The organism is Nocardioides mangrovi (assembly GCF_020073815.1).
Lineage (GTDB): Bacteria > Actinomycetota > Actinomycetes > Propionibacteriales > Nocardioidaceae > Nocardioides > Nocardioides mangrovi.
This window is the reverse complement of sequence record NZ_JAIQZJ010000002.1, coordinates 1-12,771: the sequence shown is the minus strand read 5'-3', so window position 1 is coordinate 12,771 and position 12,771 is coordinate 1. Positions and strand designations below refer to the sequence as shown.

Annotated in this window: 13 protein-coding genes; 7 read left to right on the top strand and 6 right to left on the bottom strand. The window is 71.4% G+C overall.

Annotated features, from left to right (window positions below):
- Positions 1-7: 7 nt before the first annotated feature.
- The gene (rimI, locus tag K8U61_RS05295) at positions 8-481 is read left to right on the top strand and encodes a ribosomal protein S18-alanine N-acetyltransferase (RefSeq protein ID WP_224121945.1); all 474 of its coding nucleotides are present in this window, start codon (positions 8-10) and stop codon (positions 479-481) included.
- Here the strand turns inward: rimI and K8U61_RS05290 are convergent.
- The gene (locus K8U61_RS05290) at positions 469-2,100 is read right to left on the bottom strand and encodes an HAD family acid phosphatase (RefSeq protein WP_224121944.1); all 1,632 of its coding nucleotides are present in this window, start codon (positions 2,098-2,100) and stop codon (positions 469-471) included. The genes rimI and K8U61_RS05290 overlap by 13 nt on opposite strands.
- Positions 2,101-2,210: 110 nt before the next feature.
- Positions 2,211-2,633 carry a DUF2000 family protein gene (locus K8U61_RS05285; RefSeq protein WP_224121943.1) on the bottom strand — a complete coding sequence of 141 codons (423 nt, stop codon included), beginning with the start codon at positions 2,631-2,633 and terminating at the stop codon, positions 2,211-2,213.
- Between the two features lie 49 nt (positions 2,634-2,682).
- Between K8U61_RS05285 and K8U61_RS05280 the strand changes: the two genes are divergently transcribed.
- Both K8U61_RS05280 and tsaD read left to right on the top strand, forming a co-directional pair.
- Complete coding sequence (locus K8U61_RS05280) at positions 2,683-3,480, top strand: helix-turn-helix transcriptional regulator (protein WP_224121942.1); 798 nt, start codon at positions 2,683-2,685, stop codon at positions 3,478-3,480.
- Positions 3,477-4,523, top strand: coding sequence for a tRNA (adenosine(37)-N6)-threonylcarbamoyltransferase complex transferase subunit TsaD (gene tsaD / locus K8U61_RS05275; RefSeq protein WP_224121941.1), 1,047 nt, complete (start codon positions 3,477-3,479; stop codon positions 4,521-4,523). The genes K8U61_RS05280 and tsaD overlap by 4 nt, the downstream gene beginning before the upstream one ends.
- A gap of 93 nt (positions 4,524-4,616) precedes the next feature.
- Here tsaD and K8U61_RS05270 read toward each other — a convergent pair whose 3' ends face one another.
- From K8U61_RS05270 to K8U61_RS05260, 3 genes are all read right to left on the bottom strand, one after another.
- Positions 4,617-6,737, bottom strand: a complete 2,121-nt coding sequence (locus K8U61_RS05270; RefSeq protein ID WP_224121940.1) for an MMPL family transporter — start codon at positions 6,735-6,737, stop codon at positions 4,617-4,619.
- Positions 6,738-6,837: 100 nt separating this feature from the next.
- On the bottom strand, positions 6,838-7,947 hold the full coding sequence (locus K8U61_RS05265) for a hypothetical protein (RefSeq protein WP_224121939.1): 1,110 nt from the start codon (positions 7,945-7,947) through the stop codon (positions 6,838-6,840).
- Complete coding sequence (locus K8U61_RS05260; protein ID WP_224121938.1) at positions 7,944-8,435, bottom strand: SigE family RNA polymerase sigma factor; 492 nt, start codon at positions 8,433-8,435, stop codon at positions 7,944-7,946. Before K8U61_RS05260 ends, K8U61_RS05265 begins: the two co-directional genes overlap by 4 nt.
- A gap of 94 nt (positions 8,436-8,529) precedes the next feature.
- Between K8U61_RS05260 and K8U61_RS05255 the strand changes: the two genes are divergently transcribed.
- The 3 genes from K8U61_RS05255 (at position 8,530) to K8U61_RS05245 (ending at position 10,968) form a co-directional block, all read left to right on the top strand.
- A complete protein-coding gene (locus K8U61_RS05255; RefSeq protein WP_224121937.1) occupies positions 8,530-9,630 on the top strand; it encodes an S-(hydroxymethyl)mycothiol dehydrogenase in 1,101 nt (366 codons plus the stop codon).
- A complete protein-coding gene (locus K8U61_RS05250) occupies positions 9,627-10,235 on the top strand; it encodes an MBL fold metallo-hydrolase (RefSeq protein WP_224121936.1) in 609 nt (202 codons plus the stop codon). The genes K8U61_RS05255 and K8U61_RS05250 overlap by 4 nt, the downstream gene beginning before the upstream one ends.
- Positions 10,236-10,374: 139 nt before the next feature.
- Positions 10,375-10,968: a hypothetical protein gene (locus K8U61_RS05245; protein ID WP_224121935.1), complete on the top strand. Its 594-nt coding sequence runs from the start codon at positions 10,375-10,377 to the stop codon at positions 10,966-10,968.
- Positions 10,969-11,037: 69 nt separating this feature from the next.
- Here K8U61_RS05245 and K8U61_RS05240 read toward each other — a convergent pair whose 3' ends face one another.
- A complete protein-coding gene (locus tag K8U61_RS05240; protein WP_224121934.1) occupies positions 11,038-12,204 on the bottom strand; it encodes a class I SAM-dependent methyltransferase in 1,167 nt (388 codons plus the stop codon).
- A 205-nt stretch (positions 12,205-12,409) separates the two neighbouring features.
- Between K8U61_RS05240 and groES the strand changes: the two genes are divergently transcribed.
- Positions 12,410-12,703, top strand: coding sequence for a co-chaperone GroES (groES, locus tag K8U61_RS05235; protein ID WP_011757078.1), 294 nt, complete (start codon positions 12,410-12,412; stop codon positions 12,701-12,703).
- Positions 12,704-12,771: the final 68 nt, after the last annotated feature.

The following is a 12,771-nucleotide window of genomic DNA, read 5'->3' as shown; positions in this document are numbered from 1 at the left end:
GCGCGTGGTGACCGTCCGGCCCGCCGGCGCCGACGACGTCCTGGCCATCGCCGAGCTCGAGCGCGCCAACCTCGGTGACGACGCCTGGTCCGAGGCGCTCGTCGAGGAGGGCGTGACCGGCAACCTGCCGACGGTCCGCTACCTCGTGGCCCAGGTCGAGGGGGTGGTCGTGGGACACGCGACCGCGAGCATCGTCGACGACGTCGCCGAGCTCCAGCGGATCGCGGTCGACGCCGCGCACCGGCGTACCGGTCTCGCCTCACAGCTCCTGGACGCAGTGGTCGGCGCGGCCCAGGAGGGTGGCGCCGACCGGGTGCTGCTGGAGGTGCGGGAGGACAACGCCGGGGCGCTGGGGTTCTACGCCGCCCGCGGCTTCGTCGAGGTCGACCGCCGCCGCCGCTACTACCGCGACGGCACGACGGCCGTGGTGATGCGCCGCAGCCTCGGTCGAGGCTGCGGCGCATCCGATCACGGCAGGTAGTACGTCGGGTTCGGCAGCTTCTTGACCTTGTCGGAGTAGCCGCCGATGAGGTCGCTGAACTGGTCGCCGAAGTTGGCCACGATGTGCAGGCCCAGCGAGTCCTCGATGTACTTCCGGGTCGAGGCCTTGTAGTCGATCGTCGAGCAGGACGCGGAGTTGCCGTCCAGGCCGCAGTCGACGTACGCCGGCGGGTTGTCGCTGCTGGTGTTCCACTTGGTGAAGTAGAACGCCGACTTGAAGTACGGGTTGCCGTCGCTGTCGTGGTAGTAGCGCGCCAGGTTGTCGAGGGTCGCGACCCGCTGGGCGTTGTTGCGGCCGGTGAGCCCGACGATCTTGCAGCCGGCCTTCTTGGCGGCCTTCACCACGCTCGGCATCGACGGCGTGGCCGGGAAGCGGCCCTCCTGGACCCAGGTATTCTGGAGGGTCGGGTCGAAGTTGAACTTCATCGCCCCGTCCTCCATGTCGTAGGTCATCAGGGTGGTGTCGTCCGCGTCGAAGACGACCGCCGGGTGCGTCTTCTTCTTCACGCCCTTGGTGCAGGCCTTGGTGAGCTTCGTCCGCCACGCGTCGGCGATGCTCGCCATCTGGCTGATGTACGGCGAGTCCGTCTTGCTGGCGATGCCGTTGGTGGCGCCGTAGTAGGCGCGGATCTCGGCCTTCACGTTGTCCATGTTCGGGATCTCGTCACCCGGCGTGGTCTGCCCGCTCGACCCGTCGGCGGCCATCTCGAACTCGGTGGGCAGCGCCAGCGAGGAGTCGCTCGACGGGGCACCGGCGATGTCCGGGCTCGGCAGGTAGTAGGTCGGGTTGGGCAGCTTGACGCTGTTGAGGGAGTAGCCGCCCTGCAGGTCGGAGTACTGGTCGCCGACGTTGAGCACGATCGTGTCGCCGCTGCTGTCCTGGATGTGCTGCCGGGTGAACGCCTTCTTCTCGACCGTCGAGCAGGAGGCGTCGGTGCCGTCCGCGGCACAGTCGACGTAGTCCGGCTTCGCGGCCGGCGTGTAGGAGCCCGTCGTGTAGAGGTTGTCGGCGTCGAAGAGCGCGTTGCCGTCGCCGTCCACGAAGCCCTGCTCGGTGAGGTTGGCGATGGTGTCGGCCTGCTGGTCGCCGGGTCGGCCGGTGACGCCGTACACGTCGTAGCCGCGGGCGGCGAGCGTCGAGACCAGGTCGGCCATGCCGGGGACCGCCGGGTAGCGGTGGTCGGCGACCCACTCCGCGCTGACGGTGGCGTCGTAGTTGAAGTGCACCGCCTCCTCGAAGTCGTAGTCGGCCAGCAGCGTCGCGTCGACGTCGAAGACCACCGCGGTGCCGGCCGGGGCCGGGTCGGGTGCCTGGGTGAGGATGGCCTGCTCGATCCCCTGGAGCTGGGTGATGTAGGGCGAGCTGGTCTGGCTGGCCACGCCGCCGGTGGCGTTGTAGTAGGCCCGGATCGTCGACTTCACCGAGTCGATGTTGGGGATGTTCTCGCCGTTCGCCGGCGGCGCCGGCACGCTGCGGTCGGGGTTGAGCGGCAGCACCGTGAAGTGGGTGTGCGGCGTGAGGGTCGAGTCGTCGACCGTGCGCGCCGTCGCTGCGGTGGGGGTGAGGAAGAGGCCGGCGGCCGTGGCGGCGGCGAGCATGCCGACACCCAAGCGTCCCGAGAATCGCATACGGGGGGCTCCTGGAGGGATGAGGAGGGGTGGTTGACCGGGTCAACCTACGCCCGACCTGCGACCTGACGGAAGATCCTTCAGGGATGCAGGCGGGCGCCCTTGACGATCTTGTCGACGGCGTTGCGCGGGCCGTGCACCGCGAGGCCGACCAGGTCGAGGTCGTCGCGGCGTACGGCGGCCACCGCGGCGCGGTTGTCGTCGTCGTTGCCGGTCCGGAAGAGGTCGGCCGTGAAGACCCCGACGGTCAGGTCGCGGCGCAGGGCGCGCTCGTGCGCCTGGGTGAGGGTCGTCGCGTCGCCCTCGAAGACGAGCACCGGCTGGCCGAGCATCGCGAGGTACGCCGTGCCGTCCGCGTCGGCGTACGGCTCGCCGACCAGCTGGGGCCAGGCATGCGTGACCCCGCTGACCAGGAACGCCGTCACGTTGAGCCGCTGCCAGGTCGCGAGGTCGTCGCGCACCAGCACGGCGACCTTGGTGTCGAATCGGATGTCGGTGGCCATGCGTCCACGATCGGCCCGGGTACGACCGGTGGTCTTGTACGTTCCTGACATGCCGGCGCCCACGATCCGCGCCTGGCGGCCGCCGGTCGCCGGGGTGGCCGAGGTGCTGCACGCCCACTTCCCCGAGCACGCCTATCCCTCGCACACCCACGACACCTGGACGCTGCTGCTCGTGGACACCGGCACCGTCCGCTACGACCTCGAGCGCCACGAGCACGGCGCGCTCGGCGACCGGGTCACGCTGCTGCCGCCGCACGTCCCGCACGACGGCCGCTCGGTCGAGGCCGACGGCTTCCGCAAGCGGGTCGTCTACCTCGACGCCGACCGGATCGGGGTCGACCGGATCGGCGCGGCCGTCGACCATCCCGGCTGGGTCGAGCCGGCGCTGCGCCGTGACGTCAGCGCCCTGCACGACGCGCTGCGGCACCCGGGCGACGCCTTCGAGGCCGAGGTGCGGCTGACGACGGTCGCCGACGGACTCCGGCAGCGCCTGGCCGGCGCGGCCTCCGCCGTACGCCGGGACCGGCCGCTGGCCCACCGTCTGCGGGACCTGCTCGACGAGCGGGTCGTCGACGGCGTCACGCTCGACGCCGCCGCCGCTGCGCTGGGCACGAGCCCGACGCACCTGGTGCGGGCCTTCGGCGCCGAGTTCGGGATCGCCCCACACCGCTACCTCACCGGCCGGCGCCTCGACCGGGCCCGTCGGATGCTGCTCGCGGGGGAGCGGGCCGCCGAGGTCGCGGTCGCCGTCGGCTTCCACGACCAGGCCCACCTGACCCGTCACTTCCGACGGCTGCTGGGGGTGGCTCCCGCGGCGTACGCCCGGTCAGGCACGATGAGCGCGTGACCGACGAGCCGCTGATCCTCGGGATCGAGACCTCCTGCGACGAGACCGGCGTCGGGATCGTCCGCGGCCACACCCTGCTCGCCGACGCGGTCGCGAGCAGCGTCGACGAGCACGCCCGCTTCGGCGGCGTCGTCCCCGAGGTCGCCAGCCGTGCCCACCTCGAGGCGATGGTTCCAACCATCGAGCGCGCCTGCGAGACCGCCGGCATCCAGCTGCGCGACGTCGACGCGATCGCGGTGACCAGCGGCCCCGGCCTGGCCGGGGCACTGATGGTCGGCGTGGCCGCCGCGAAGGCGCTGGCCGTCGGGCTCGGCAAGCCGATCTACGGCGTCAACCACCTGGCCGCCCACGTCGCGGTCGACCAGCTCGAGCACGGACCGCTCCCCGAGCCCTGCCTGGCGATGCTGGTCTCCGGCGGCCACTCCTCGCTGCTCCGGGTCACCGACGTGACCGTCGGCGTCGACCCGCTCGGCGCGACGATCGACGACGCGGCCGGCGAGGCCTTCGACAAGGTCGCCCGGCTCCTCGGCCTGCCCTTCCCGGGCGGCCCGCACATCGACCGCGCCGCCCGCGAGGGCGACAGCGTCTACGTCGACTTCCCCCGCGGCCTGACCTCGCGTCGCGACCTCGAGCGGCACCGCTTCGACTTCTCCTTCTCCGGCCTCAAGACGGCCGTCGCGCGCTGGGTCGAGGCGCGCGAGCGGTCCGGTGAGCCGGTGCCGGTCAACGACGTCGCCGCGTCGTTCCAGGAGGCGGTCTGCGACGTCCTGACCCGCAAGGCGATCGACGCCGCCGCCACCGAGGGGATCGACGACATCCTCATCGGCGGCGGCGTCGCCGCCAACTCCCGCCTCCGGGCGATGGCCGAGGAGCGGGCCGCGGCGAAGGGCATCCGGGTGCGGGTCCCGCGCCCCGGCCTGTGCACCGACAACGGCGCGATGGTCGCGGCGCTGGGTGCCGAGATGGTCGCCCGCGGCCGCACCCCGTCCGCCCTCGACCTCCCGGCCGACTCGTCGCTACCGGTGACCGAGGTCCTGGTCTGACCGGCGACTGCGTACTCCCGGACGTTTTCGCGGTCCGGAGTCGCGCGCAGCCACGAAAACGTCCGGGACTACGCCGCTGACCCCGGACCCAGGTCAGTGCTGCTCGGAGAGCTCCTCGGACTTCTTCTCGTCGCCGTGGCCGGGCCACCAGGCGGCGTGCCCGATCAGGGCGGTCAGCGACGGTGTGAAGAACATCGCCATCACGAACGCCGCGACCGCGATGCCGAAGGAGATCGCGAAGCCCATCTGGGTCAGCAGCGAGTTGCCGGCCAGCATCAGCGAGGCGAACGTGCCGGCCAGGATCAGGCCGGCCGCGGCGACCGTCGGACCGGCGTGCCGGACCGCCTGCGCTGCTGCCTCGCGGGGCGACTTGCCCTCCCGTGCCTCCTCGCGCAGCCTCGCGATCATCAGGATGTTGTAGTCGGTGCCCAGCGCGACCACGAAGAGGTAGATGTAGATCGGCAGCAGGAAGATCAGGCCCTGGTCGCCGGCGAGGTGCTGGAAGATGATCACCGCTGCGCCGAGGGTCGCGCCGAAGCCGAGGCCGACGGACAGCATGAGGTACCACGGCGCGACCAGCGACCGGAGCAGCAGCGCCAGGATCACCATGATGATGATGGCGGCGACCGGGAAGACGACGGAGTAGTCGCGGTTCATCGCGGCCTGGAAGTCGACGAAGACCGAGGTCAGGCCGCCGACGTACGCCGAGGTGCCCTCGGGGGCCAGGTCGTGGACGGCCGGCCGGATGTCGTCGCGGACGGCCTTCAGGGCCGCGTCGGAGGACGGGTCGTCGTCGAGGACGACCATGACGATCGCCGTCGAGGGGTCGGTGGGGGAGAGCACGGCCTGGCCCACCTGCGCGATGCCGTCGATGCCCGCGAGGCCCTTCGCGAACTCGTCGACGGCGTCCTGGGTGAGCTGACCCTCGGAGTGCAGCACGACGGGCGCCGGCTGGGTCGCGCCCGCCGCGAAGCCCCCGTCCTCCAAGGTCTTGGTGGCCTCGGCCGACTCGACGGTGCTCGACGAGGAGGACGAGCCGAGGTCGAAGGTCGGGTTGAAGCCGAGCGCGAAGACGGCGAGCACGGCCAGGGTGCCGCCGGAGGCGACGGCGTACCGCACCGGGTGCCGGCCGAGCGAGCCGCCGATCCGGGCGAACCGGTCACCCTGCGACGGCTCCTTCCACTTCTTCGAGGGCCAGAAGAGCGCCTTGCCGAGCACCGTGACGAGCGCCGGGAAGAGCGTGAGCGCGGCGACGAGGGTGACGGCGACGGCGATGGCCAGCGAGGGGCCGATCGACTGGAAGATGCCGAGCGAGGAGAGCGCGAGCGTCATGAAGGCGACGAAGACCGCCGCGCCCGCCGAGGCGATCGCCTCGCCCGCGCGCTCGAGCGCGTGGGCGACGGCGGCGCGGTGCTCCTCGCCCTCGCGCATCCGCTCCCGGTAGCGGAAGAGGAAGAAGAGGATGTAGTCGGTGCCGATGCCGAAGAGGACGACGATGAGGATGACCGTCGTCGAGTCGTCCTTCTGCAGGTCGAAGAGCTTGGCCGCGATGTTGATCAGCGCGGACGAGACCGGGGAGAGGATGAAGCCGACCGCGAGGATCGGCATCAGGGCGATCAGCACGCTGCGGAAGATGATGCCGAGCAGCACCAGGATCAGCACCACGGTGGCGATGCCGACGATCGCCTCCGCGCTGCTGCCGGACTGGGCCTGGTCGTAGGTCTGGGGCAGGCTGCCGGTCGTCTGGGCGCGCAGGTCTGTGCCGTCGGTGGCGTCGGCGAGCTCGTCGCGCAGGTCCTTGGTCTGGTTGTACTCGTCCGGGTCCTGCCCGGTCGCGTCCGGGTCGAGCGTCAGGTTGACGATCGCGACCTGCTTGGTCTGCGAGACCTGGATGTCCTCGGCGCCGGTGAAGACCGGCGGCAGGTCGAGCTCCTTGACGATCTTCGTGGCCTCGGCGACGTCGTCGTCGCTCAGCGGGTCGCCGTCGGTGCGGTCGAAGACGATCGTGGCGCCCGCGTCCTGCTGCTGCGGGAACGCCTCGGTGACCAGGTTGGTGGCCTTGATCGACTCGTAGGAGTCGGGCAGGAAGTCGGCCTGGTCGGTCGTCGAGTCGACCTTCGGGGCGAAGGCGACCAGCAGGATCGCGGCGACGATCCAGACGCCGATCACGTACCAGGGACGACGGGAGGCAAGGCGACCGAGGGCAGCGAACACGACAGATGACACTACCGACGCTGGATGTCCGGATGCCTCCGACTTTCGGCTACATCGTGTTGCGTCACGGTGACGGAAGGATGACCCCGGCGCTCGTCAGCTACTCCGAGAACGTGAACTCCGACATGATCTCGGGATTCCCACCGGGACTCGGCGGGACGACGATCTCGGGGTCGCCGCCGCCGAGCTCGAGCCGCGTGAGCGACCACTGGCTCGACCGGAGGTCGACGGCCGCGACGAGCACGTGCGCGGAGTCGTCCCACGCCACCCTGCTGATCACGTCGGTGTCGACGACGTCCGTGGTCCTCAGGTCGCGGTCGACGACCTTCACCTCGCCCGCCATGTTGTTGTCGCCGCGCACGCTCAGCAGGTGTTCACCGTCGGGGGAGAAGCGCAGGCCCGAGACGTCGCAGCTGCGTGCCACGAGGGCCGCGGACTCCGGGTCGTAGAGCCCGCCGCAGCCGAACTGGCTGTCGACGTCCGGGACCGTCGTGACCGCCCACAACGAGCCATCGGGGCTGACGTCGGTGACTCGGAAGGGCTCGCTGGTCGCGAGGTCGGTCTCGCCGTCGGCCGTCATCTCGACCGAGGTCGTGGTGCCGTCGTCGATGAGGAGGTGGTCGGCGTCGAGGACCGCGCTGATGTTGCCGTCGGTCCCCGGGAGGCGGGGGATCCGCGGCCAGGTCGACGGCTCGGTGGTCCCGCTCGAGAGGACCTGCACGGACAGGTCCTTCGCGACCCACGCGACCACGTCGTCGCGGGCCGAGGTCGCGAAGACGTTGTAGCGCACCGGATAGCGCGCTTCGAGGGCCCCGTCCGGACGGTAGACCTGGATGCCGTACGGCTCCTGCAGGGCCAGCACGATCCGGCCGTCCACCAGGACCGACATCTGGGTCACGTCGGCGTTGTCGACCGCGACCGGCACCGTCCCGCCACCCGGCAGCGTGACGACGCCGTCGTGCAGCACGGCGGCTCCGGGTACGGTCGGCGCCGGTGCGGGCTCGGGGGCCCGGTCGTGCCCGCCACCGGACAGGGCCGTCGGGACCAGCACGACGGCGGCGACGGCGGCGGCGACGCCCGCCACGACGGCCGTACGCCGGCGGCGCCGGATCTGCCGGGCCCGCCCGGACACGACGTCGAAGGTGAGGGGCGCGCCGTGCACCTCGTCGGCACGCCGGGCGAGCTCGCGCTCGAAGGTCTCCTGGGTCATCGCTCCTCCTCCCCGATGCGGTCGCGCAGCGTGGCCAGGGCCCGGCTGCACTGGGACTTCACGGTGCCGACCGAGATGCCGAGCACGTCGGCGGTCTCGGCCTCGGACAGCTGCTCGTAGTAGCGCAGCACCACCACGGCACGGGCCTTGCGGGGGAGCGTCTGCACGACCGCCCACACCGCTGAGCCCGTCCCCTCGTCGTACCGGTCGTGGACGGGTGCCGTCTCGGGCACCGTGTCCGTGGCCGTCTCCCGTCGACGCCACCCACGGCGCCACAGCGAGTTGTTCTCGTTGACCATGATCCGGCGGACGTAGGCGTCCACGGATCCTCGGTCGCGGACCCGGTCCCACGCGAGGTACAGCTTGGCCAGCGACGTCTGCAGCAGGTCCTCGGCCTGGTGCTGGTCGCCGGTGAGCAGGTACGCCGTGCGCAGCAGGCGCGCCTGGCGAGCCTCGAGGTACGCGGTGAAGTCGGTGTCCCGATCCACCGGCGCCACTCCTGTCTGTTCCGTCAACACACCACCCAGACGCGAACGCCGGGTTGATGGTTGCAATTCTTGCCCGATGCGGTTGGCTGGCCGCATGCATCAGGTGAAGGGCGTGGTCGCCCGTGGCAAGGGTCAGCCCGTCGAGCTCGTGACGATCAACGTCCCGGACCCCGGTCCGGGCGAGGCGCTGGTGAAGGTGCAGGCCTGCGGGGTCTGCCACACCGACCTCCACTACCGGGAGGGCGGCATCAACGACGACTTCCCCTTCCTGCTCGGCCACGAGGCCGCGGGTGTGGTCGAGGCCGTCGGCGAGGGCGTGACCGGTGTCGCGCCGGGTGACTTCGTGGTGCTCAACTGGCGCGCGGTCTGCGGGGAGTGCCGCGCCTGCAAGCGCGGCGACCTCCACTACTGCTTCAACACCCACAACGCGACGCAGAAGATGACGCTCGAGGACGGCACGGAGCTCTCGCCGGCGCTCGGCATCGGTGCGTTCGCCGAGAAGACCCTGGTCGCCGCCGGCCAGTGCACCAAGGTCGACCCCGACGCGCGTCCCGCTGCCGTCGGCCTGCTCGGCTGCGGCGTGATGGCCGGCATCGGCGCGGCGATCAACACCGGTGCGGTGACCCGCGGGAAGTCCGTCGCGGTCATCGGGTGCGGAGGCGTGGGCGTCGCCGCGATCGCCGGCTCCGCGCTGGTCGGCGCCAGCCCGATCATCGCCGTCGACATCGACCCCCAGAAGCTCGAGACCGCGAAGCGGATGGGTGCCACGCACACCGTCGACTCCTCGCAGGTCGACGCGGTCGAGGAGATCAAGCGGATCTGCGGCGAGTTCTTCGACGGTGCCGACGGCGCCGACGTCGTGGTCGAGGCCGTGGGCCGCCCCGAGACGTGGAAGCAGGCCTTCTACGCACGCGACCTGGCCGGCACCGTGGTGCTCGTCGGCGTCCCCACGCCGGACATGAAGGTCCCGGACCTCCCGCTCATCGACGTCTTCGGCCGCGGTGGCGCGCTCAAGTCCAGCTGGTACGGCGACTGCCTGCCGACCCGCGACTTCCCGATGCTCGTCGACCTCTACCGCCAGGGCCGGCTCGACCTCGACGCCTTCGTCACCGAGGAGATCGGCATCGGGGACATCGAGGCGGCGTTCGAGCGGATGCACCACGGCGACGTCCTGCGCTCGGTGGTGGTCCTGTGACGGCTCGTGTCGACCACGGCATCAGCAGCGGCACCTTCAGCCTCGACGGCCAGACCTTCGACGTCGACAACAACATCTGGGTGGTCGGCGACGACAGCGAGTGCATCGTCATCGACGCGCCGCACGACGTCGCCGACATCCTCGGCGTCGTCGGCGACCGCAAGGTCAAGGCGATCGTCTGCACCCACGCCCACGACGACCACGTCCGCGTCGCGCCCGCGCTCCGCGAGGAGGTCGTCGCGCCGATCATGCTGCACCCCGACGACAAGGTGCTCTGGGAGCTGACCCACGAGAACTACCTGTGGGACCTCGACCTCGCCGACGGCCTCAGCATCGACGTCGCCGGTACGACGCTCCAGGTGCTCCACACGCCCGGGCACGCGCCCGGCGCGGTCTGCCTCTACGCGCCCGACCTCGGCTGCGTCTTCACCGGCGACACGCTCTTCAACGGCGGCCCGGGCGCGACCGGCCGGTCCTACTCCGACGCCGACCTCATCAAGGAGTCGATCCGGGCCCGGCTCTTCGCGCTGCCCGACGACACCGTCGTGCACACCGGTCACGGCGACGACACCACCATCGGTGCCGAGAAGGCGGCCCTCGGGTAGGGACCTCCACCTGCCCGCTCGGAGGACCTTGGTCCTCCGAGCGGGACCGTCGTGCCCTGATCAGGCCTCTCAGGAATTTCTAACGTTCTAGGTGAAGCGAGGACGAAAGGGAATCCCCGCCAGAAGAGGGAGGCGCACCATGCGCTCGGCATTCGACAAGCTCATCTCCTGGACCGGACTGGCACTAGCGGCCGTGCTGCTGGTGGCGGGCGGTCTGCTCACCTGGGCCAACACGTTCATCGGCGACCAGGTCCACGACCAGCTCACCATGCAGGGCATCACGATGCCCGAGGGCGACGCCCTCTCCGCCCTGCCCCAGGCCGACCAGGACGCCCTGAAGCCCTACGCCGGCAGCGCGCTGGACACCGGCCCCGAGGCCAAGGCGTACGCCGACCACTACATCCTCGTGCACATGAACGAGGCCAGCGACGGCCGGACCTACAACGAGGTCAGCGGCGAGTACGTCTCGATGACCGATGAGCAGAAGGCCTCCGACGAGGGTCAGGCCCTGGCCGGCCTGCGGCAGACGCTCTTCATGGGCAACACCCTGCGCGGCCTGCTCCTCTACGGCTACGCGTTCGCCACGATCGGCACCATCGCCGGCATCGCCGCGATCGTCTCCTTCGCCGGAGCGGCCGCCCTGCTGGTCCTCTTCGGCCTCGGCCTCTGGCACTCGCGCCGGATCACCCACGAGGCCGCCGCCGACCTGCCGGGAGTCGCGCAGGCGGTCTGACCCGCAGCAACCCTCACGATCGCCCGGGAACCCGCACCGGTTCCCGGGCGATCTTCGTGTGCCCGGTGCTCAGAACGGCGCGACCAGCAGCGCGGTGCCGTCGCCGGCGACCCGGGTGAGCACGATCGTCGCCTCCTGCTCGCCGTGCAGGTCGAGCCGCTTGCGCAGCTGCTCGGGCACGACGTCGACTCCCCGCTTCTTGATCGTGAGCCGGCCGACACCGCGCTCGCGGAGCGCCGCGCGCAGCTGCTTCTCGCGGTAGGGGAGCTCCTCGATCACCCGGTAGCCACGGGCGAAGGGGGTGCGGAAGGACGCGTCGGAGGTGACGTAGGCGATGTGCTCGTCGACCAGCCCGCCCTGCACCCCGGCGGCGACGGCGGTGACCAGCCCGGCCCGGATCACCGCACCGTCCGGCTCGTAGAGGAAGGCGCCGAGCTCGCGCACCGGTGCCCCCGGGTCGTCCTCGTCGGTGATGGTCGCCAGGCCGGTCTCGCCGATCACGGTCGCGCGGCGTGCGGTCGTCGCGAGCCGGCCCGACCACAGCGCCGCCTCCTTCACCTCGCCGCGGTCGCTGACCCACTCGGCCTCCACACCCGCGGGCACGAGGTCGTGGGGGATGCCGGGCGCGACCTTGACGCAGGAGTCGCGGCCGAGCAGGCCCTCGACGAACGACCACGGCGGGGTCCAGTCGTCGACGTCGAAGGTGCGTCCGCGCGCCGTACGCCGCGCCGGGTCCGCGAAGGCCACGTCGAAGGGGCGGGTGTCGACCGTCGTCGCGTCCGCGACCTGCACCGCGCCGGGCAGGCCGAGCGCGTCCAGGTTGGCGCGCGCCACCTCGACCCGCACCGGGTCCAGGTCGACCCCGGCGCAGACCAGGCCGGCCCGCGACCCGGCGAGCAGGTCGCCGCCGATCCCGCAGCCGAGGTCGATGAGCGTGGTGGTCGAGGCCGCGACGAGCCGCGCGGCGCGGTGCTCGGCCACGCGGAGGCGGGTGGCCTGCTCGAGCCCGTCGGGCGTGAAGTACATCCGGTCGGCCAGCTCGCCGAGCTTGTCGCGGGCCCGGATCCGCAGCGTGGCCTGGGTCATCGCCGCGGCGACGTGCTCGGCCCCGGCGCCGCGCCGCAGCCGGGTCTGGACCGCCAGCGGGTCGCCGTCCTCGGCGACCTCGGCGACGGCCGCCGCCAGGAGCCGCTGCCCGTCGTCGGTCAGCAGCCAGCGGAAGGCGTCCAGGTCCATCCCCGGATCCTCCCAGGCAGGGGGTTCTCTGGCACTCAGTTGGTCAGAGTGCTAGTTTCTGATCTGGCACTCTCCCTGTGAGTGTGCCAGCGCTTGCGACGACGGTACGACCCCCGCGACGGCGTACCCGGGCCGCAGGCACCAGACGTGCACCACCCATCAAATCGCTGCTCATGTGAAGTCCCAGAAAGTGGAGGTCGACATCGTGTCGGTCAACATCAAGCCGCTCGAGGACCGGATCGTCGTCAAGCCCCTCGACGCCGAGCAGACCACGGCCTCGGGCCTGGTCATCCCGGACACCGCCAAGGAGAAGCCGCAGGAGGGCGAGGTCCTCGCGATCGGCCCCGGCCGCATCGACGACAACGGCAACCGCGTCCCGCTCGACGTCACCGTCGGCGACAAGGTCATCTACAGCAAGTACGGCGGCACCGAGGTCAAGTACGCCGGTGAGGAGTACCTCATCCTTTCCGCCCGCGACGTCCTGGCCGTCGTTTCCTGAATTCCTCCGGGTCGGGGGGGGGGGGGGGGGGGGGGGCGGGCGGGGGGGGGGGGGGGCCCCCGGGGGGG

What these genes read in the sequence shown, in the direction of transcription:
- K8U61_RS05240 (WP_224121934.1), bottom strand. Translation starts at nt 12,204, where the DNA reads ATGGACCTGGACGCCTTCCGCTGGCTGCTGACCGACGACGGGCAGCGG.
- K8U61_RS05265 (WP_224121939.1), bottom strand. Translation starts at nt 7,947, where the DNA reads ATGACCCAGGAGACCTTCGAGCGCGAGCTCGCCCGGCGTGCCGACGAG.
- K8U61_RS05280 (WP_224121942.1), top strand. Translation starts at nt 2,683, where the DNA reads ATGCCGGCGCCCACGATCCGCGCCTGGCGGCCGCCGGTCGCCGGGGTG.
- K8U61_RS05255 (WP_224121937.1), top strand. Translation starts at nt 8,530, where the DNA reads ATGCATCAGGTGAAGGGCGTGGTCGCCCGTGGCAAGGGTCAGCCCGTC.
- K8U61_RS05245 (WP_224121935.1), top strand. Translation starts at nt 10,375, where the DNA reads ATGCGCTCGGCATTCGACAAGCTCATCTCCTGGACCGGACTGGCACTA.
- K8U61_RS05290 (WP_224121944.1), bottom strand. Translation starts at nt 2,100, where the DNA reads ATGCTCGCCGCCGCCACGGCCGCCGGCCTCTTCCTCACCCCCACCGCA.
- K8U61_RS05285 (WP_224121943.1), bottom strand. Translation starts at nt 2,633, where the DNA reads ATGGCCACCGACATCCGATTCGACACCAAGGTCGCCGTGCTGGTGCGC.